Origin of the sequence: Mesorhizobium sp. LNJC405B00, from assembly GCF_000502615.1 — a bacterium.
Lineage (GTDB): Bacteria > Pseudomonadota > Alphaproteobacteria > Rhizobiales > Rhizobiaceae > Mesorhizobium.
The window spans coordinates 1-18,279 of record NZ_AYWC01000015.1 but is presented as its reverse complement, the minus strand read 5'-3'; the positions used below and the strand labels follow the sequence as shown (position 1 = coordinate 18,279).

20 protein-coding genes, 2 tRNA genes and 2 pseudogenes are annotated in these 18,279 nt (G+C 63.7%); 15 read left to right on the top strand and 9 right to left on the bottom strand.

Annotated elements, in window-relative coordinates; all coding sequences use genetic code 11:
• The first annotated feature begins 10 nt into the window (after positions 1–10).
• Complete coding sequence (locus X756_RS141870) at positions 11–2,119, top strand: molybdopterin oxidoreductase family protein (RefSeq protein ID WP_023731107.1); 2,109 nt, start codon at positions 11–13, stop codon at positions 2,117–2,119.
• Positions 2,120–2,176: 57 nt separating this feature from the next.
• On the opposite strand, the gene X756_RS141875 is transcribed toward X756_RS141870, so the two are convergent.
• Positions 2,177–2,653 (bottom strand): Lrp/AsnC family transcriptional regulator, encoded by a 477-nt coding sequence (locus X756_RS141875; protein WP_023731106.1) that lies wholly within the window; start codon positions 2,651–2,653, stop codon positions 2,177–2,179.
• 103 nt (positions 2,654–2,756) lie between these two features.
• Between X756_RS141875 and X756_RS141880 the strand changes: the two genes are divergently transcribed.
• The 7 genes and pseudogenes from X756_RS141880 (at position 2,757) to X756_RS141900 (ending at position 8,580) form a co-directional block, all read left to right on the top strand.
• Positions 2,757–3,959 (top strand): diaminopropionate ammonia-lyase, encoded by a 1,203-nt coding sequence (locus tag X756_RS141880; RefSeq protein ID WP_023731105.1) that lies wholly within the window; start codon positions 2,757–2,759, stop codon positions 3,957–3,959.
• Positions 3,960–3,961: 2 nt separating this feature from the next.
• Positions 3,962–5,209: a Zn-dependent hydrolase gene (locus tag X756_RS141885; protein ID WP_031239286.1), complete on the top strand. Its 1,248-nt coding sequence runs from the start codon at positions 3,962–3,964 to the stop codon at positions 5,207–5,209.
• Positions 5,202–6,374: an amidohydrolase gene (locus X756_RS141890; protein ID WP_023731103.1), complete on the top strand. Its 1,173-nt coding sequence runs from the start codon at positions 5,202–5,204 to the stop codon at positions 6,372–6,374. Before X756_RS141885 ends, X756_RS141890 begins: the two co-directional genes overlap by 8 nt.
• A gap of 96 nt (positions 6,375–6,470) precedes the next feature.
• Positions 6,471–7,025 (top strand): annotated as a pseudogene (locus tag X756_RS01000000165935) (arginase family protein); the annotation flags it as partial.
• A 40-nt stretch (positions 7,026–7,065) separates the two neighbouring features.
• On the top strand, positions 7,066–7,272 hold the full coding sequence (locus X756_RS1000000170090) for an arginase family protein (protein ID WP_348529834.1): 207 nt from the start codon (positions 7,066–7,068) through the stop codon (positions 7,270–7,272).
• Between the two features lie 63 nt (positions 7,273–7,335).
• Positions 7,336–8,172: a 4-hydroxy-tetrahydrodipicolinate reductase gene (gene dapB, locus X756_RS141895; RefSeq protein WP_023731099.1), complete on the top strand. Its 837-nt coding sequence runs from the start codon at positions 7,336–7,338 to the stop codon at positions 8,170–8,172.
• Between the two features lie 174 nt (positions 8,173–8,346).
• Positions 8,347–8,580, top strand: a complete 234-nt coding sequence (locus X756_RS141900; RefSeq protein ID WP_023701885.1) for a DUF680 domain-containing protein — start codon at positions 8,347–8,349, stop codon at positions 8,578–8,580.
• Between the two features lie 191 nt (positions 8,581–8,771).
• Here X756_RS141900 and X756_RS141905 read toward each other — a convergent pair whose 3' ends face one another.
• The 4 genes from X756_RS141905 to purM are packed head-to-tail and all read right to left on the bottom strand — an operon-like array spanning position 8,772 to position 11,436.
• A complete protein-coding gene (locus X756_RS141905) occupies positions 8,772–9,287 on the bottom strand; it encodes a histidine phosphatase family protein (RefSeq protein WP_023731098.1) in 516 nt (171 codons plus the stop codon).
• A gap of 10 nt (positions 9,288–9,297) precedes the next feature.
• Positions 9,298–9,630, bottom strand: coding sequence for a hypothetical protein (locus X756_RS141910; RefSeq protein ID WP_023731097.1), 333 nt, complete (start codon positions 9,628–9,630; stop codon positions 9,298–9,300).
• 22 nt (positions 9,631–9,652) lie between these two features.
• Positions 9,653–10,360: a phosphoribosylglycinamide formyltransferase gene (gene purN / locus X756_RS141915; protein ID WP_023731096.1), complete on the bottom strand. Its 708-nt coding sequence runs from the start codon at positions 10,358–10,360 to the stop codon at positions 9,653–9,655.
• Entirely contained in the window at positions 10,357–11,436 is a 1,080-nt protein-coding gene (gene purM / locus X756_RS141920) for a phosphoribosylformylglycinamidine cyclo-ligase (protein WP_023670283.1), read from the bottom strand. The genes purN and purM overlap by 4 nt, the downstream gene beginning before the upstream one ends.
• A 189-nt stretch (positions 11,437–11,625) precedes the next feature.
• Between purM and X756_RS01000000165930 the strand changes: the two are divergent.
• From X756_RS01000000165930 to X756_RS141940, 5 genes and pseudogenes are all read left to right on the top strand, one after another.
• Positions 11,626–12,169, top strand: a pseudogene (locus X756_RS01000000165930) (CDP-alcohol phosphatidyltransferase family protein).
• The gene (locus X756_RS141925; RefSeq protein ID WP_023711891.1) at positions 12,141–13,334 is read left to right on the top strand and encodes an AI-2E family transporter; all 1,194 of its coding nucleotides are present in this window, start codon (positions 12,141–12,143) and stop codon (positions 13,332–13,334) included. Before X756_RS01000000165930 ends, X756_RS141925 begins: the two are co-directional and overlap by 29 nt.
• A gap of 2 nt (positions 13,335–13,336) precedes the next feature.
• Complete coding sequence (gene hdaA / locus X756_RS141930) at positions 13,337–14,041, top strand: DnaA regulatory inactivator HdaA (RefSeq protein ID WP_023731095.1); 705 nt, start codon at positions 13,337–13,339, stop codon at positions 14,039–14,041.
• Between the two features lie 123 nt (positions 14,042–14,164).
• On the top strand, positions 14,165–14,419 hold the full coding sequence (locus tag X756_RS141935; RefSeq protein ID WP_023731094.1) for a plasmid stabilization protein: 255 nt from the start codon (positions 14,165–14,167) through the stop codon (positions 14,417–14,419).
• Positions 14,416–14,832 carry a type II toxin-antitoxin system VapC family toxin gene (locus tag X756_RS141940; RefSeq protein ID WP_023731093.1) on the top strand — a complete coding sequence of 139 codons (417 nt, stop codon included), beginning with the start codon at positions 14,416–14,418 and terminating at the stop codon, positions 14,830–14,832. Before X756_RS141935 ends, X756_RS141940 begins: the two co-directional genes overlap by 4 nt.
• A gap of 307 nt (positions 14,833–15,139) precedes the next feature.
• Here X756_RS141940 and X756_RS141945 read toward each other — a convergent pair whose 3' ends face one another.
• The 4 genes from X756_RS141945 to X756_RS141960 all read right to left on the bottom strand — a co-directional run bounded on the left by X756_RS141945 (position 15,140) and on the right by X756_RS141960 (position 17,580).
• The gene (locus X756_RS141945) at positions 15,140–15,400 is read right to left on the bottom strand and encodes a hypothetical protein (protein ID WP_023684764.1); all 261 of its coding nucleotides are present in this window, start codon (positions 15,398–15,400) and stop codon (positions 15,140–15,142) included.
• 378 nt (positions 15,401–15,778) lie between these two features.
• The gene (locus X756_RS141950; protein WP_023731092.1) at positions 15,779–16,090 is read right to left on the bottom strand and encodes a hypothetical protein; all 312 of its coding nucleotides are present in this window, start codon (positions 16,088–16,090) and stop codon (positions 15,779–15,781) included.
• A gap of 177 nt (positions 16,091–16,267) precedes the next feature.
• Positions 16,268–16,344: transfer RNA gene (locus tag X756_RS141955), tRNA-Pro, on the bottom strand.
• A gap of 51 nt (positions 16,345–16,395) precedes the next feature.
• Positions 16,396–17,580 carry an NAD(P)/FAD-dependent oxidoreductase gene (locus X756_RS141960; RefSeq protein WP_023731091.1) on the bottom strand — a complete coding sequence of 395 codons (1,185 nt, stop codon included), beginning with the start codon at positions 17,578–17,580 and terminating at the stop codon, positions 16,396–16,398.
• A 173-nt stretch (positions 17,581–17,753) separates the two neighbouring features.
• On the opposite strand from X756_RS141960, the gene X756_RS141965 reads away from it, so the two are divergent.
• Positions 17,754–18,059 carry an ETC complex I subunit gene (locus X756_RS141965; RefSeq protein ID WP_023670294.1) on the top strand — a complete coding sequence of 102 codons (306 nt, stop codon included), beginning with the start codon at positions 17,754–17,756 and terminating at the stop codon, positions 18,057–18,059.
• A 60-nt stretch (positions 18,060–18,119) separates the two neighbouring features.
• Positions 18,120–18,196, top strand: a tRNA-Arg gene (locus tag X756_RS141970).
• Positions 18,197–18,279 lie beyond the last annotated feature (83 nt).

The following is an 18,279-nucleotide window of genomic DNA, read 5'->3' as shown; positions in this document are numbered from 1 at the left end:
AAAACGCCGCATGAACCAGCACGCCAAGCTCAGAATCGGCCACTCCGCCTGTCCGCATGATTGTCCGTCGACCTGCGCGCTCGAGGTCGAACTGCTCGATGGCAACCGCATCGGCCGTGTCCATGGCGCCAAGTCCAATACGTATACGGCTGGTGTGGTCTGCGCCAAGGTCGCGCGCTATGCCGACCGTGTCCACCATCCCGACCGGCTGCTGAAGCCGCTTGTTCGCGCCGGCGCCAAGGGCGCCGGCATCTGGAAAGAATCCAGCTGGGAAGCGGCACTCGACCTCGTCGCCGAGAAATTCATCGCGGCCGAGGAAAAATACGGCTCCGAGACCGTCTGGCCTTATTTCTATGCCGGCACGATGGGGCTGGTGCAGCGCGACGGCATCGACCGGCTGCGCCATGCGAAAAAATACTCCGGCTTCTTCGGCTCGATCTGCACCAATCTGGCCTGGACCGGCTGGATGATGGGAGCGGGCGCCTTGCGTGGTCCCGATCCGCGCGAGATGGCGAAGTCCGACTGCGTGGTGATCTGGGGCACCAATGCCGTGGTCACGCAGGTCAATGTCATGACCCACGCCATCAAGTCGCGGAAGGAGCGTGGCGCCAGGATCGTCGTCATCGATGTCTACGAGAACGCGACGATGAAGCAGGCCGATATAGGCCTTGTGCTGAAGCCCGGCACCGATGGCGCGCTGGCCTGCGCGGTCATGCATGTGCTGTTCAGGGAAGGCATGGCCGACCGCGCCTATCTCGAAAGATACACCGACGATCCGAAGGGGCTGGAAGCGCATCTGGAGACGCGCACGCCGGAATGGGCGTCTGCCATCACCGGTCTTGCCGTCACCGAGATCGAGGCTTTCGCACGCCTCGTCGGCACGACGAGGAAAACCTATTTCCGCCTCGGCTATGGCTTTGCCCGCCAGCGCAATGGCTCGGTCAACATGCACGCGGCATCCTGCATCGCCGCCGTCACTGGCGCCTGGCAATATGAGGGTGGCGGCGCCTTCCATTCCAATTCCGGCATCTTCAAGCTCAACCAGGATGTGCTGGAAGGCACCGCGATGCGCGATCCCAATATTCGCCATCTCGACCAGTCGCGCATCGGTCCGGTGCTGACCGGCGCAGCGGACGCGCTTTACGGTGGCCCGCCGGTGACGGCGATGCTGATCCAGAACACCAACCCGGTGAATGTCGCATCCGAGCAGCGGCTGGTGAAACAAGGTTTTCTGCGTGATGACCTGTTCACCTGCGTGCACGAACAGTTCATGACCGACACGGCAAAGCTTGCCGATGTCGTGCTGCCGGCAACGATGTTCCTCGAGCATGACGACGTCTACAAGGGCGGCGGCAACCAGCACATCACGCTTGGTCCCAAGCTGATCGACCCGCCGGAAGGGCCGCGCACCAACCACTTCGTCATCGAGCAATTGGCGCAGCGTCTCGGCGTCTCCGACCGGCCGGGCTTTGGCCTGACCGAGCAGCAGCATATCGACATCATCCTGGGCAAGCGCGGGCTGGGCAGCTTCGCCAGCCTGAAGGAAGACAAATGGGTCGACCTGCAGCCGGATTTCGAGGCCGCGCATTTCATCGCTGGCTTCGGCCATGCCGACAAGAAATTTCACTTCCGCGCCAATTGGAGCGGGCAGGCGGCGCCCAACCGGCCGCCGAAAAGCATGGGCCTGTTCGGGCCGGTGGCGGAACTCCCCGAATTCCCTGACCATGTCGACCTGATCGAGGTGGCGGACGCCGAGCATCCGTTCCGGCTCGCCACATCGCCGGCGCGCAATTTTCTCAATTCGACATTCGCCGAGACACCGGTGTCGAGAGCCAAGGAAGGCCGGCCGGAACTCCTGGTGCATCCGGACGACGCTGCCGCGCTTGGCTTGGGCGACGGCGACCGTATCGAGGTCGGCAACCGGCGCGGCGAGGTGGTGCTGCACGCAAAGCTGTTCGAAGGCCTCAAGCGCGGCGTGGTGATCGCCGAGGGCATCTGGCCAAACAGCGCGCATGAGCGTGGCGAAGGCATCAATGTGCTCACCGGCGCCGACGCACCAGCGCCCTATGGCGGCGCGGCCTTCCACGACAACAAGGTCTGGCTGCGGCCGGCGGGCTAAAGCAATCCAGGAAAAGTGTGAGCGGTTTTCCGTCCGGAATTGCGTAAAAGAGACTGGCTATCCCGGCAGAGGCACCGTCAGCCCCACCTTGACACGGTCCATGGCAACGAAGGTGCGGAATTTTCGGACATTCTTGCTGTCGAAGAACAGTCTGCGCGTCAAAGCCTCATAGGCGCCCATGTCGGCCGCGGTGATGACTAGGATGAAGTCGGCCTCGCCGGTGACGTAGTAGCACTGCTGCACTTGCGGCTCCGCCGAGAACTGCCGCTTGGCCGCGTCGATCAGGTCCGAGCGTTCGCTCTCCAGTTCCACTTCGACGACGATGGTGATGGGATGGCCGACCGCCGCCGGGTCGACCACGGCGACATTGCCCGCAATGACGCCGGACTGTTCCATGCGCTTGATGCGCCGCTGCACCGCCGGCGCCGACAGGTTGACGGCTTCGCCGATCAGCCGCTGCGGCGTCGTATTGTCCCGCTGCAGGATGGCAAGGATGGCGAGGTCGAAACTGTCGAGCGAAGGCGATCGAGGCAAAGCGCTATCCTGGCGAAACAAACTTGCATTTCGAAGCGCCAATAACAGCGCTATTTGCGCCTCGGCTGCAATATGATTTCGTCATACCCAAAGGAGGCCGCCCGTGTTCCTGCTCAACAGCAATGCCTTGCACCGTCGGCTGCTCGATCCCGTCCATGCCGAAACGCTGGGGAATGCCGGCGCCGATACGGTCGAGCGCTTTCTGGCCCATCGCGACAATCACCTGCCAACGCCCCTGCATGCCTTGCCGGTGCTGGCCGGCGAACTCGGCCTCGGCGCCGTCCACATCAAGGATGAAGGCTTTCGCCTCGGTCTCGGCAGCTTCAAGGCGCTCGGCGGCGCCTATGCCGTTTTTCGACTGGTGCTGGAGGAGGCGAGACGATCGCTTCATCGGCCCGTTGACGTGGCCGATCTCAACCGGTTCGACGTCCGGGCGGTCGCTGCCGGCATGACGGTTGCCTGCGCCACCGACGGCAATCATGGCCGCTCGGTCGCGCAAGGTGCACAGTTGGTTGGCGCGAAAGCGGCAATCTTCGTTCACGCCGGCGTCAGCGAGGCGCGCATTGCAGCAATAGCCCGCTATGGCGCCGAGATGATCCGCGTCGACGGCAATTATGACGACTCGGTCAGGCAGGCCGCCGAGGTTTCAGCGGAGCAAGGCTGGACCGTGGTGTCCGACACCTCCTGGCCGGGCTACGAGCGCATCCCCGGTCTGGTCATGCAGGGCTATACGGCGATCGTGCGCGAAGCGTTGGGCCAGTTGCCGCAGCCGCCGACCCATGTCTTCGTGCAGGCCGGTGTCGGCGGTATTGCCGCCGCCCTGGCCGGCCATCTCGCCATCGTGCTCGGTGACGCCAGGCCGACCTTCATCGTCGTCGAGCCGGCCCGCGCCGCCTGCGTTGTCGCAGCCGCCCGGGCGGGCCACGTGGTCAAGGTCGCACACGATCAGCCGACGGTGATGGCGATGCTCGAATGCTACGAGGCCTCGCAAGTTGCCTGGCGCGTTCTGGCGCGGGTTGCCGATGCCTTCATGACGGTGGATGAGGAGGAGGCGGTCGCGGTGATGCGGCGGCTGGCACGGCCGGCTGGCAATGATCCAGTGATCGTCGCCGGCGAAAGCGGCGGCGTCGGTCTGGCCGGGCTGATCCGGGCGGTGGCCGACCACAAGGCCGCGCTCGGGCTCGACGACAAATCCCGCGTGCTGCTGATCAACACCGAAGGCGCCACAGACCCGCATCGCTATACCGAGCTGGTCGGGCAGAGCCCCGCCGATGTGCTGGCCGGCAAGCTGAAGGCCGAGGCATAGCCATGATCGGGATCGATGCACAGCGTCTGCTTGGCCGCATCCGGGAACTCGGCGCCGTTGGCCGCGACAGTGAGGATAGGCTGATCCGGCTCGCCGCCTCCGACACAGACAAACAGGGCCGTGACCTCTTTGTCGGCTGGCTCGGGCAGGCCAGGCTGGAAGTCGCCATCGACCGGGTCGGCAATATTTTCGGCATCTGGCAATGCCCCGACAATGCCGGGCAGGCGCCACTGCTCATCGGTTCGCATATCGACACCGTCATCGATGCCGGCATCTATGATGGCTGCTACGGCGTGCTGGCCGGGCTGGAGGTGATCGAGACGCTGCAGGCTTCGGGCTTTTCGCCGTCACGCCCGGTCGCGGTCGCCGCTTTCACCAATGAGGAAGGTGTGCGCTACACGCCTGATATGATGGGCTCGCTATGCCATGCCGGTGGCGTCAGCGCCGAGGCCGTGCTGGCCGCCATCGGCACGGACGGCAGCGTGCTCGGCCAGGAGCTCGCCCGCATCGGCTATGCCGGCGACCGCGAACCCGGCTTCCTCAAGCCGCATGCCTATCTCGAACTTCATATCGAGCAGGGGCCGGTGCTGGAGCGTGAAGGCGTGCCGATCGGCGCGGTCGAGAATTTGCAAGGCATTTGCTGGCAGCGCATCACCATCGACGGCGCCGCCAACCATGCCGGCACCACGCCGATGTCGATGCGCAGCGAAGCCGGCCATGCCGCCGCCCGCATCATCACTTTCCTGCACGACCGGGCGAAAGCTTCAAATGGGCCAACCGTGGTCACTGTAGGCACGATGCGCTTCGAACCCAATGCCATCAACGTCATTCCCTCGCGCGCTATCTTCACCGTCGATCTGCGCGATCCCGACGAACAGCGCCTGCAGGCGCATGAGGCGGCCCTTGCGGCTTATCTCGAGGAGCTTGCTGCAGCCGAGAGCCTGTCGATTTCGGCAGAGCAACTGGCCCGTTTCGAACCGGTGCTGTTCGACATCGGCATCGTCGAGCGGATCGAGGCGGCCGCGAAAAACCGCGGTCTCGGCGTCAGGCGCATGACATCGGGCGCCGGCCATGACGCGCAGATGATGGCACGCATCGCACCGGCGGCGATGATCTTCGTGCCGAGCGCCGGTGGCATCAGCCACAATCCGCGCGAACACACTGAAGATGCCGAGCTTGTCGCCGGCGCCAACATCCTGCTTGATGTCGCCAGTGAGCTTGCAAGATCGGTCGGGGGAGAAAATGGCTGAGCTCGATCGTGATGTGCTGAAGCAGGAAATGACCGGCTGGCGGCGCGATTTGCACGCGCACCCCGAGTTCGGCTTCGAGGAAAAGCGCACCGCTGCCTTTGTCGCCGCGAAGCTGCGCGAATTCGGGCTGGACGATGTTGCAGAGGGGGTCGGCGGCACCGGCGTCGTCGGCACGTTGAAGCGCGGCAGCGGCAACCGGGCGATTGCGCTCAGGGCCGACATGGATGCGCTGCGCATCACCGAGCAGTCGGCGACAGCCTATCGCTCGCAGAACCCCGGCATCATGCATGCGTGCGGTCATGACGGCCACACCACCATGCTGCTCGGCGCGGCAAAGCTGCTCGCCGCCGAGGGCGGTTTCGACGGCACCGCGCGTTTCATCTTCCAGCCCGCCGAGGAATGGGGCAGGGGCGCGATGGCGATGCTGGACGACGGGCTGCTGCAGCGCTTTCCCTTCGACGAGATCTTTGGCCTGCACAACATGCCGGGCCTGCCCATTGGACATTTCGAGACCCGCGCCGGCCCGTTCATGTCGGCGGAGGACAATTTCGAGATCGTGCTCAAGGGGATCGGCGGCCATGCGGCGCGGCCACATTCCGGGAACGAGACGCTGGTCGCCGCCTGCGCGCTGGTTACCAATCTGCAGACCATCGTCTCGCGCCGGCTGAGCCCGGCCGACATAGCCGTGGTTTCGGTGACCGAGCTGATCACCGACGGCACCCGCAACGCGTTGCCCGGCCTCGCCCGCATCCTCGGCGACGTCCGCAGTTTTCGGCCCGAGGTCAGCGCCGAGATCGAGCGCCAGATGCGGGTCATCGCAGCGGGCACCGCCGCCGCCTATAACGTGGCCGCCGAGGTGACCTACAGCAGGGAATTCGTGCCGCTGCAAAACGACGCCGACCTGGTGGACGCGGCCTTTGTCGCCGCAAGGCGCGTGCTGGCCTATGGCGCCGCCAGCATCGCGGCGGAGCCGATGACCGCCTCGGAGGATTTCGCCCGCTTCCTCGATCACGTACCGGGCTGCTTCGTCTTTCTCGGCAATGGCGAGACCTCGCCGCCGCTGCACAATTCCAGCTACGACTTCAACGATGACGGGCTGTTGCACGGCACGGATTTCCATATCGCGATCGTCAGGCAAAGACTGGGCGGCGCGATCGGGAAGTGACGCCTGATCGCCTTCGCAACTGGCCCAAGCGGCACTGCTATCGCCAGCCAGCACCCAGGTTTAGGGAGATTGCCTGTTGCCGGAGATCGCACGCCGATGACCAGGGTTTCGCTTCTGGGAATACCACATGACGAGAACTCGTCCTATCTCAAGGGCGCGGCTGCAGCGCCGGCCCTGATCCGGCGCGAACTCAAAAGCGACGCGCACAGCTCGTGGAGCGAAACCGGCTTCGATGTGGCGGACAGTTTCGTCGACCACGGCGACATCGACTTTTCAGGCGCCGGCGATCCGTGGGAGCGAATCGAGGCCGAGGTCGGCCGCGCGCTGGATGCCGGCCGCCCGTTGATCAGCCTCGGCGGCGATCATGCCATCGCCTGGCCGGTGCTGCGTGCCGTGCGCCGCCGCCATGCCAGGCTAACGATCGTCCAGATCGACGCCCATCCCGACATCTACGATGCCTATCAGGGCAACAGGCGGTCCCACACCTCGTCCTTCGCGCGCATCCTGGAGGAGGGACTGGCCGACCGGCTGGTCCAGATCGGCCTGCGCACCCTCAATGATGAACTTCGTGACCAGCTCAAGCGCTTCGGCGTCGAAATGATCGAGGCGCGGCATTTCAGCGAGGATCTGCAGCTCGATCTCAAGACGCCGGTCTATCTCTCGGTCGATCTCGACGGCCTCGACCCGGCTTGTGCGCCCGGCGTGTCGCACCGAACCCGGTGGTCTTACAACCCGGCAAGTGATCAACCTGATCCAGCGGATCGACCAGCCCATCGTCGGCGCCGATGTCGTCGAATACAATGCAAGCCAGGATGTCTCCAATCTCACCGCGCTGGTTGCCGCCAAGCTGGTCAAGGAGATCGCCGGCATGATGCTCAAGACGCATGGCGCCGGCTGAATCAATCTGGCAGGGCGGCATGGTAGATCATTGTTGTGACTCGCATTTCCAGTGAAAGCCGCCATGCCGCATCTGTTGAAGATAGCCATAGCCGGTGCGCTCGGCCGCATGGGCAGGGAGATGGCGCTGGCCGTCGAGACCGATCCCAGGCTGGCGCTCGTCGCCCGCTTTCACAGGCCGGGCAGCGCCGGCGAGGGGCTGGTCGAACGCGACGAAGCACTGGCGCTTGCCGATGTCATCATCGATTTCACCACGCCTTCGGCCTCCGTCGATCTTGCACAAGCTTGCGCGGCCTGCGGCGGCCCGGCGCTGGTCATCGGCTCGACCGGCTTCGAGCCGGCCGATCTCGCCGCCATCGCTACTGCTTCGAAGTCCGTCGCCATCGTTCGCTCAGGCAGCTACTCGCTGGGGCTCAACATGCTGGCTGGGCTGGTCGAACAGGCGGCGCGAGCACTTGGTCCCGCCGCCGACATCGAGATCCTGGAAGCGCATCACCGCATGAAGGTCGACGCACCGTCGGGCACGGCGCTGATGCTGGGCGAGGCGGCCGCTCGCGGACATGGCGTCAGGCTGGACGATGTGGCGAAACGCATCCGCGACGGCGTTACAGGTCCACGCCCTGCCGGCGAGATCGGCTTTGCCGTGCTGCGCGGCGGCAGCATCGTCGGCGAGCACAGCGTGAGCTTCCTCGGTGAGGGCGAGACGCTCACGCTTTCCCATTCGGCCGGCGACCGCTCGATGTTCGCGCACGGCGCCATTGCGGCAGCACGTTGGGTCGCCGTCCGGCCGCCCGGCGAATACGACATGCGCGACGTACTAGGTTTCACGACCTTTGAGATGCAAAGGGTAACGCAACGAGGGGCGTTGCGAGGTCGGAGCCGCCTGGAGAATAGAATATAGCAACAACTACGCCATTCAGCGCCTTCCAAGACCGAACCGAACGGTTCGGTTCGCACATTTTTGTGATTGGCAATGGCAGCAACGCACACCCATTTCGGGGTGGTCCGAGCGACGCGAATTCCTCCCAAGGCACGCCACTTGACGGACAGAACTGAAAAATCTGGATTACCTGAAATGACCAAGATCGCACTTACCGCTGCTGCCATCCTCCTTGCCACCGGCACCGCTTTCGCAGGCAGCGACCACTACGGCTCCGACGGCGTCAACCAGCCTGCTGTGACAGCGCCCGCCGGCAACATCGATCACAGTTATACCGCCTCAATCCGCAAGCCGGCCAGCCTCGGCGATTTCACGATCAAGGGCGACTCGAACCAGCCGCAATCCGGCCAGGGCATCTGGGGTCGTTGATTTTTTGAGAAATCGACGACCACAAAGAGCGGTGGGCCTGGCCCACCGCTCTTGGTTTTATGTAATTGACTCTGGGCCGCAAAGATCTTGAATCAATCCGCCAGCAGTTGGTCTTATGTCCTTGATTGCGTGGTCTTTTCAAAACACGGTTTGCGGCTGTCACCTGCGGCTAGCCCGTTAGGCCGCTTGGTCTAGCTTATATCCTTCGGCTTGATGCAATGCGTCAACCGAGCCGCGCCGAAGCCGAGATCCGCCCAATCGCCGTCGATGACAAAGCGGGCAAGGGCGCCGGTCGGGAGTTTCTCTTCAAGTTTCCTTAGAGCAGCCACACCCGATCGCGGACCGGCGAGCCGGCGGGCAAAGTCCTCCAGGCCGGGATTATGGCCGAGCACCAGGAGACAGCTAGCCGATGCGACTGCCTGCTGCACCTCGGCCAGAATGTCGCCAGCCGTGGCTTCGAAAAGCGCCTCGGCGAACTCCACCGTTACGCTCGCCGAAAGTTCCGCCGAGACCAGCCGCCATGTCTCGCGCGTGCGCAGCGCCGGCGACACCAGCGCCAGGTCAGGCTGCCAACTGCGCCGGGCCAGTTCGCGCCCCATCAGCGGCGCCGTCTTCAGCCCGCGCGGCCCGAGCGGCCGGTCGAAATCAGCAAGCGCCGGGTCGTCCCAGCTCGACTTGGCGTGGCGAAGAAGAAGCAGCTGTTTCATCTGTTAGATCTCAGGACCAGGGAATTTCGCGCTGGAAGTCCTTGCCGTATCCGCCACCGTATTTAGCGCCCGTAGCGGCATCAAAGGCTGCCGACAAAGTGCCGAAGACGAACAGGCCGACGCGCCTCTCATCTTTGTCCCATTGGACGGCAATATCCGCTTCGGTGATCGCCCAGGCACCCGATCGAATATGAATTGCGCCGATGATCCGCCCAACTACCTCGTCATGCGCTTCGTATAGGTAAAAATAAGCCGTGGCGTTTGCTGGCCCTTCAGTGTCGTCATATTCAAAGACGCCGGCGAGATCGCCTTTTCCCCGGATCGCGCTGTCAAAAATATCCAAGGGCTTTCAGGTCCTGAAGCGCCTACGGCGTGATCCGCGCCAGATGTTCGAGATCGCGCTCTTCGCGCAGCGGGTCGGGGGCCATCACCACGGAAGTTCCGTTTTCGGCATCGTCGGCGAAATGTGCCAGCACGGTGCGGCCGCCTTCCATGTGCGCCTTGCCGTCGGCGACCAGCCCGAGCGCCAGCGCATAAAGCCGGTGCTCGGCCTTCAGCACTCTGGCGGCCAGCGTGTCTTCGTTGTCGCCGGCCATCACCGGCACCGCTGCCTGCGCGATGATCGGGCCGTCATCCATCTCTGATGTGACGAAATGCACCGTGCAGCCATGAATGCGAATGCCGGCGCGCAGGGCGCGCGCATGCGTATCGAGCCCTTTGAAGGCCGGCAGCAGGGCAGGGTGGATGTTGAGCATGCGCCCTTGCCACTTCTCGACCAGGCCGCGGGAGAGAATGCGCAGATAGCCGGCCAGCGCCACGATCTCGGCGTTGAACGCAATCAGAGCGGCGTCGATCGCCACATCATGCGCTTCCTTGCTGGCATGGTCGGCGCGCACGATGACTTTGGTCGGGATGCCGCGCGCGGCCGCGATGCCAAGGCCGGCGGCGTTGGCTCGGTCGGAGATGACGCCGACGATCTCGGCGGGATAGGCCGGGTCGCTCGCCGCCGCGATCAGCGCCGTCATGTTGGAGCCGCGTCCCGAGATCAGAACAACCGTGCGTTTCCTGCTCATAGGCCGATCGAGCCCCGATAGATGACGCCGGCGTCGCGGCGCGGCACGATGCGGCCGATCGGCGTCACCGTCTCGCCGGCCTCCTGCAGCACGGCTGCGACCTGTGCGGCCTGGCCGGAGGCGACGACGAGGATCATGCCGATGCCGCAGTTGAAGGTGCGCATCATCTCCTCCGGCGCCACGCCGCCAGTCTTCGCCAGCCAGGAAAATACCAGCGGCACATCGATGGCATTGAGATCGAGCTCTGCGGAAAAGTCCTTCGGCAGGACGCGCGGAATGTTTTCGGGAAAGCCGCCGCCGGTGATATGGGCCAGCGCCTTGATGCCATGCGTGTTGCGGATCGCCTTCAAGATCGATTTCACATAGATGCGGGTCGGCTCGAGCAGCGCTTCGGCCAGCGTCGCCTCATCGTTGAACGGCGCCGGATCGCTCCAGGCAAGCCCGCTGACGCCAACGATGCGGCGCACCAGCGAAAAGCCATTTGAATGCAGGCCCGAGGAAGCCAGCCCCAGCAGCACGTCGCCTTCGACAATATCGTCTGTCGGCAGCAACTGGCCGCGTTCGGCCGCACCGACGGCGAAACCGGCAAGGTCGTAATCCTTGTCGTTATACATGCCGGGCATTTCAGCGGTCTCGCCGCCGATCAGCGCGCAGCCGGCCTGTCGGCAGCCGATTGCTATGCCGCCGACGATTGCCGCCCCCTGGTCGGGGTCGAGCTTGCCGGTGGCGAAATAGTCGAGGAAGAACAGTGGCTCGGCGCCCTGGACGACGATGTCGTTGACGCACATGGCGACGAGGTCGATGCCGATCGTGTCGTGCTTGCCGGCATCGATGGCGATCTTCAGCTTGGTGCCGACACCGTCATTGGCGGCAACCAGCACCGGATCCGTGAAACCCGCCGCCTTGAGGTCGAACAGGCCGCCAAAACCGCCGATCTCGCCATCGGCGCCCGGCCGGCGCGTCGCGCGCACCAGCGGCTTGATCTTCTCGACCATGAGGTTGCCGGCATCGATGTCGACGCCCGCCTCGGCATAGGTGAGCCCGTTCTTGCGCTTGGCCCGGTCGCCCTTGCTCATCGTCGGCGCATCCCTGTTTCCCTCGGCGGCTCTTCGCATGAATGGTTTCGGGGGGCAAGGATGACGACAGGATACCGGGCTTTTGCCCAAGATAAATACGTGGACAGTCGCCCCTTCACCGCTGGTCCCCTTGCAGCCACAATCCATCTCCATCATCGATCTGCAGAACAAGCATGGCGGGACATGCCTTTGACCATTCCCAACCTCATCACCATCCTGCGCTTCGTGCTGGTGCTGGCGATGCTGAACATGCGCTGGGACTGGGCCTTTGCCGGATTTCTCGTTGCCGGAATTGCCGATGGCGTCGACGGCTTCATCGCCCGCCGCTTCAACCAGCATTCGAACTCGGCGCCTATCTCGATCCGATGGCCGACAAGGTGCTTCTGGTCTCGGTGTTCGTGGTCATGGGCTTCATCGGGCAATTGCCGCTGTGGCTGGTGGTGACCATGGTGTCACGCGATGCGCTGATCATCTGCGCCGTGCTTTTGTCCACGGTCATGGCGCATCCGGTCGAGATGAAGCCGCTCTATGTGTCGTAGGCCAACACCGCCGCCCAGATCGTGCTGGCGCCGTGGTGCTGGGCGAACTTGCCCTTGGCCTCCACCTCGACCCGCTCAGGCCTGCGCTCATATTGCTGTCCGGGGTCTTGACCGTGGCTTCGGCCGCGGCCTATCTCGTGGCTTGGCTGAGGCATATGAGCGGCTATGGCGAAGGCTCCACCCCGGGTAGTTGACAAGAATGCCGCGACTGCCGCGTTAGCAGACGCGGCTGCGTCCCTGGCGTTTCGCCGCCAGATTTTCTTCTGGCTGGGCACGGCAATCTTCCTGGCGCTGTTCCTCTACATTTTTTCCAGCATCCTGTTGCCGTTCGTTGCCGGCATGGTGCTGGCCTATTTCCTCGACCCGGTCGCCGACCGGCTGCAGCGCCTCGGCCTCTCCCGGCTGATGGCGACGGTGGTCATCCTGATCGCCTTCATCGTTCTTTTGGTGCTGGCCTTCGTCATCCTGGTTCCGGTTCTGGCCACGCAGATGGCCGATTTCGCCAGCAAGCTGCCGGAATATCTGACCCGGCTGCAGTCGCTGATCACCAGCTTCGATCCCAAATGGCTGGAGCAGAAATTCGGCGTCAATGCCAATGGCCTGCGCGACGGGCTGAATTCGCTGCTCACTTCCGGTTTCGGCCTGCTGAGCACCGTCTTCACCTCGATCTGGAGTTCTGGCGTTGCTCTGGTGTCGGTGGTCAGCCTGTTCGTGGTCACTCCGGTTGTCGCTTTCTACATGCTGCTCGACTGGGATCGCATGGTGGCGGTCGTCGACAGCTGGGTGCCGCGCGATTATGTCGGGACGGTCAGGGCGATCTCCAGGGACATCAACACCGCGACCGCCGGCTTCGTGCGCGGCCAGGGCACGCTGTGCCTGGTGCTCGGTGGCATGTATGCCACTGGCCTGACGCTGACCGGGCTGAATTTCGCCATCCTGATCGGCCTCTTCGCCGGGCTGATCTCCTTCATTCCCTATGTCGGCTCGCTGACCGGGCTGGTGCTGGCCGTCGGCGTCGCCTTCGTCCAGTTCTGGCCGGACTGGACCATGATCGTTGCTGTCGCGGTGGTCTTCTTCATCGGCCAGTTCATCGAGGGCAACATCCTCCAGCCGAGGCTGGTCGGAAAAAGCGTCGGCCTGCACCCGGTCTGGCTGATGTTTGCGCTGTTCGCTTTCGGCGCCCTGTTCGGCTTCGTCGGCCTTTTGATCGCCGTTCCTGCTTCGGCGGCGGTTGCCGTGCTGGTGCGGTTTGCCATTGCCCGCTATCTCGAATCGCCTCTCTACAAGGGACACTCCACCGAGCCCGTCCCGCCGCTGCCCGCCGCTCGCGGCGGGGGCCACCGGTCGCCGCGCGGCTGAACGTGACGGATCATAAGACCGAACCGCCGCGCCAGCTGCCGCTCGACCTTGGCCACGGCACCGGCTACTCGCGCGACGAACTGGTGGTGTCGGCCACCAACCGCGAGGCGGCAGCCCTTGTCGACCGCTGGCCGGACTGGCCGTCGCCGGTAATCGTGCTCGCCGGCCCGGCCGGTTCCGGCAAGACACATCTGGGTTCGATCTGGCAAGCGCGGGCCAACGCTGTGGCGGTCGATACCCAGCGCATCGGCAATGCCATCACCGGGCTTGGCGGCAGGCCGGCGCTGATCGACGATGTCGACAAGACAGCCATCGACCAGGCGGGCCTGTTCCATCTCATCAATGAAGTGCGCGGCGCCGGGGCCACCTTGCTGTTGACGGCGCGGCGCTTCCCCGCCGCCTGGAGGGTGACGTTGCCCGATCTCGCCTCGCGGCTGAAGGCGGCGGCAACGGTCGAGATCCATGAGCCGGACGATTTGCTTCTGGCTGGTGTCATCACCAAACTCTTCGCCGACCGCCAGGTCGAGGTCGAGCCGCACGTCGTGCAATATCTGGTGCGCCGCATCGAGCGCTCACTGGCCACCGCCATGCGCGTGGTCGAACGCCTCGACCGCACCGCGCTCGAGCGCAAGACGCCGATCACCAGGGCGCTCGCCGCCGAAACCGTCAGCGCAATGGACGAAGGGCAGGGCGAGTTCGAGGTTTAGTTCCTGCTGCAATTCCCTGGACGGCGATTGTCGATCCCGCCCGTGCGACGTTTTCAAAACATGCATGGTGACATCACCTGAAACAATATGATACTTTCAATCAATGACATCGGAGCGATATCAATGCCTGCAGTCACCGTCCGAAATCTTCCGGAAGCGACCCACCGAGCTCTGCGTGTACGGGCGGCCTTGCACGGTCGCAGCACCGAGGCCGAGATACGCGACATTCTGGAAAACGCGGTGCGGCCGGACGGCCGTGTGAAACTCGGCTCCGTTCTGGCAGACATTGCCCGACGCGTCGGGCTGACCAATGAAGACGTGGAGGTCCTGGAGCAGGCTCGCGACAAGGCGCCGGCCGAACCGCTGGGGTTCGAATGATCCTCCTCGATACCAATGTCGTTTCGGAGGCCATGAAGCCCGAACCGCATCAAGCTGTGTTGGCCTGGCTTGATGACCAGGCCGAGGAAACGCTTTACCTCTCCAGTGTGACGCTCGCCGAAGTGCTGTTCGGCATCGAGGCCATGCCGGCGGGTCGTCGCAAGGCTGCGCTCGCTGAAACCTTCGCCGGTGTGTGCGCCGTGTTTGAGCGCCGCATCCTGCCTTTCGATACCGAGGTGGCCCGGCACTATGCCCGACTTGCAGTGAAGGCGAGGGCAGCCGGCAAGGGGTTTCCTGTGCCCGACGGCTACATCGCGGCAATCGCCTCCGCAAACGGCTTTCATGTCGCCTCGCGTGACACGGCGCCATTCCATGCGGCCGGCGTGCCTGTCATCGATCCTTGGCAGCCGTAACCAGGTACGGCAGCCCGACCAGAGCGCGAGCTGCGAACATGCGTTTCGGCAGGATTTCCTCTTCAGCGACGACAGCGTGTTCGAATGAATACACTCGATCTCTCCGTGCCCACCGCCGCATGAGGGCCGCTGTCCCATTTCGGGAAACATTATTTGGCATCCGTCTTGCACCTGGGAACTTGCCGGCTGACCCCGGTCCTGGTCGCGTTCCTGATCGGGTTGTAGGCTCGCCGGGAGTGATGATTGGGGTTCTCGCCCGGCGAGCTTACCTTCGTGGAGCAGTCACCGGAGTGTCCGGGAGGGTGCCCTATAGCCACAACGCCGCCAGATACCGGACCAGCAGATAGACCACCGTATGCGCTGCCACGTAGCACGCGGCGACGACGACAAAGAACAGCACGCTGGCGGGCCACGAGCGGGGACGGCCTTGCCTCTTGCTCGGCCGGTTGTTCCAGATCCACAGGGCTGCACAGATAATGGCCCAGACGACGACGAACGGAACCGTGATGCCGATGTAAGCGAAGTAGGCAGGGCCAATCAGCGAAAGCCATGCCTCGAGACCAAGCATCCAGAATCTCCCCTTTGCCCGGAGTCTAATGCATGTCGCTCAAAGGTGGTCCCGGTTTTGAGAGAACGACATGCATCAAAACAAAAATCAAAGCGCGTCGCCTGGATACGTTTCAGCGCGACGCGCTTTTAGACCGGCGATAGAGGTGGAAGCGAGGGGATTATCCCTGCGTCGATTTCAGCCAAACCCGCCGAAGGGATGCTGTTCGATGACACGGGCGCCTGATGCATGTCGCTCAAGTGGCCCCGGTTTTGAGAGAACCACATGCATCAAACAAGACCTCAAGCGCGTCCGTGAGTCCGTTCAAATGCGACGCGCTTTAGGTCAGATTGGTGCTCCGGCCGCCAACCCGGCCGGAGCAGGTCCAAAGCGATCGGATCAGCCGCAGACCCTGACCTCTTCGACGACCCTGTGGTGATGGCGCCAGTGCCTGACCAGTTCGATATGGCAGCGGTGATGGCGATGGTGGCGCCGCCATTGGCCATCCTGGTTGTCGCTGTAGCCGTCGCCATAGTCGTCGCTATAGTCTTTGTGGCGCTGGTGATGGCGAAGAATCTGTATATCGCCATCGTCGGACGTATATTGATCGTCGTCATCGGACTGGATAGTCAGACTGGCGGCTTTCGCCGGTGCGATCAAAGCCGCCGTTCCGGCGAACGCGATCATCGAGGCGATGAGAAGGGTTTTCATTGTTTGCTCCTTGGGTTGAACATACACAACTCTCGGAGCGAACTGGTGTTCCAATGTAGGGTCCGATCGGCGAGCGGCTGCTGCTTGGGCAATGCGTGCCGCCATGCGCTACCGGCGAGGCAGCCATTGGCGACCTTGGGGGTGACCTTGGGCAAGGACTGGCTTTGTGGGAAAAAATGGTCGGAGTGGAGAGATTCGAACTCCCGACCCTCTGGTCCCAAACCAGATGCGCTACCAGGCTGCGCTACACTCCGAGGCCCTGCGGCGTATACGGTTCCGGACCCTGTCGCGCAACCCCTAAAACATCAAACGGGGCTTGGCGGTCTGCGCTCCCGCGCAATCCTGGCTGCGATCGCCTTGGCCTGGATGCGAGCATTGGCGAAGCAGCCGCGGATGCTTGGCCGCATGCCGGTGAACCACAGGCCCGGCAGTTTCGGGTCGCTGTCGGCGCCGTTGAACAGCGGCACGCCCTTTTGGTCGAGCACGCCGAGCTTGCCCAGCATGGCCTCGAGCCCGGTGCGGTAGCCGGTCGCGGCGATGACGATATCGGGCTGGATCGTCGCGCCATCGTCGAAAACGACCGTGTCGCCGGTAAATTCCCGCACGGTTGGCAGCACGATGATCCTGCGGTCCTTGATGGCATCGACGGCGCCGTCATCGGTGGCGATGGCGGTATAATCCGACGCCAGCCGGCTTGCGCCGCCCGAAGGCGTCGGCGGCAGGCCGTAGGCCGTGAGGTCGCCGAAGGCCCATCGCTGCGTCGCCGCCATCACCGCATCGGCGAGCTTGAACGGCAGCCGCGCCAGGATCGGCGAAAATCGGTGGACGGCGATCTGGCCGAGGCGCTTGGGCAGCAGTGCCGGACCGTTGCGCGCCGACAGCCAGATCTGTCCCGCGTCGGCTGCCACCAGGTGATTGAGCACGTCGAAGCCGGAATTGCCGGCGCCGACGACCAGCACTTTCTTGCCCGCATAGGCCTTGGCGTTACCGAATGCGGCCGAATGGATGATGCGTCCGGCAAAGGCCTTCATGCCTTTCCAGGCCGGGATGAAGGGCTGCCGGTCGCGCCCGGTGGCGATGACGACATGGCGCGCCAGCCGCGGCCCGGCACTGGTCCGCACAAGCCAGTGGTCGCCCTCGAAGCCAATCTCCTCGACCGCGATGCCGAACTCGACCGGCAGCCGGTGCATGGCGTGGAATTCGTTCAAATGGCCGATGATGGTGTTTCGGTGCGGAAAGGCAGGGGTGCCGGCAGGAAAGGAAACGCCCGGCAGCGCCGAAAGGTCGCGATGCGTGTTGAGATGCAGTCGCTCGTGCCGCCCGTGCCATGGCTCGGCCAGCCGGGCTTCCTTTTCCAACACCATCACAGGCACGCCGGTCTTGAGCAGCGCATGGGCTGCGGTCAAGCCGGCTGCCCCGGCGCCGATCACGATCGCGCCGTCGAAAATCGCTTGGCTGTCGGCCTCGGCGTGCAAAATCCCTGCGTCCATGCCTCTTTGTGTCGCCATCATGACCATGACTTTTGATGCTACGCCAGTGTATCCAGCCTATGCCGCTGCCGAAGCGGCCTGGTTGCAGGCCGCTTCGGCCTTGCCGTCGGCAGTGTTGCACAGTATTGACTGAAATAAGGCGGCGCTACCGCCAACGCAGCTACGAGGTGCCCATGTCCGCGCGTATTTTCAGCCCAGCCAAAACCGCGATGCAGTCCGGCAAGGCCAAGACCGGCCATTGGGTGCTGGAATTCGATCCCGCCCAACGCAAGAAGATCGACCCGCTGATGGGCTACACCACATCGGGCGACATGCTGAGCCAGATCAGGCTGACCTTCGACACCAGGGAAGAAGCGGTGGCCTATGCCGAAAAGCAGGGGCTGGCCTTCCGTGTCGAGGAGCCGAAAGAGACCAAGCGCCGGCAGATTTCCTACGCGGAAAATTTCCGCTATGACCGCAGGATACCCTGGACGCATTGACCGGCGGTCAGCGCCTGGCACATAGACACCAGCCGGCCAAGATATCAAATGCCGGCCAGCGGTCCCGTAGCTCAGCTGGATAGAGCACCGGCCTTCTAAGCCGATGGTCACAGGTTCGAATCCTGTCGGGATCGCCAACAACTTCAAGGTCCATTCCGGACACATAGGTTACGGTTTATATCGGAGACATGGGTAACACTTTTGGCCCGAAGGGGTTTTG

Coding starts and splice junctions, on each gene's coding strand:
- X756_RS141925 (WP_023711891.1), top strand. CDS start 12,141: ATGGCGAAGGCTCCACCCCGGGTAGTTGACAAGAATGCCGCGACTGCC.
- X756_RS141965 (WP_023670294.1), top strand. CDS start 17,754: ATGTCCGCGCGTATTTTCAGCCCAGCCAAAACCGCGATGCAGTCCGGC.
- X756_RS141870 (WP_023731107.1), top strand. CDS start 11: ATGAACCAGCACGCCAAGCTCAGAATCGGCCACTCCGCCTGTCCGCAT.
- X756_RS141890 (WP_023731103.1), top strand. CDS start 5,202: ATGGCTGAGCTCGATCGTGATGTGCTGAAGCAGGAAATGACCGGCTGG.
- X756_RS141950 (WP_023731092.1), bottom strand. CDS start 16,090: ATGAAAACCCTTCTCATCGCCTCGATGATCGCGTTCGCCGGAACGGCG.
- X756_RS141960 (WP_023731091.1), bottom strand. CDS start 17,580: ATGGACGCAGGGATTTTGCACGCCGAGGCCGACAGCCAAGCGATTTTC.
- X756_RS141945 (WP_023684764.1), bottom strand. CDS start 15,400: ATGCTTGGTCTCGAGGCATGGCTTTCGCTGATTGGCCCTGCCTACTTC.
- X756_RS141900 (WP_023701885.1), top strand. CDS start 8,347: ATGACCAAGATCGCACTTACCGCTGCTGCCATCCTCCTTGCCACCGGC.
- X756_RS141940 (WP_023731093.1), top strand. CDS start 14,416: ATGATCCTCCTCGATACCAATGTCGTTTCGGAGGCCATGAAGCCCGAA.
- purM (WP_023670283.1), bottom strand. CDS start 11,436: ATGAGCAAGGGCGACCGGGCCAAGCGCAAGAACGGGCTCACCTATGCC.
- X756_RS141905 (WP_023731098.1), bottom strand. CDS start 9,287: ATGAAACAGCTGCTTCTTCTTCGCCACGCCAAGTCGAGCTGGGACGAC.
- dapB (WP_023731099.1), top strand. CDS start 7,336: ATGCCGCATCTGTTGAAGATAGCCATAGCCGGTGCGCTCGGCCGCATG.
- purN (WP_023731096.1), bottom strand. CDS start 10,360: ATGAGCAGGAAACGCACGGTTGTTCTGATCTCGGGACGCGGCTCCAAC.
- X756_RS141935 (WP_023731094.1), top strand. CDS start 14,165: ATGCCTGCAGTCACCGTCCGAAATCTTCCGGAAGCGACCCACCGAGCT.
- X756_RS141885 (WP_031239286.1), top strand. CDS start 3,962: ATGATCGGGATCGATGCACAGCGTCTGCTTGGCCGCATCCGGGAACTC.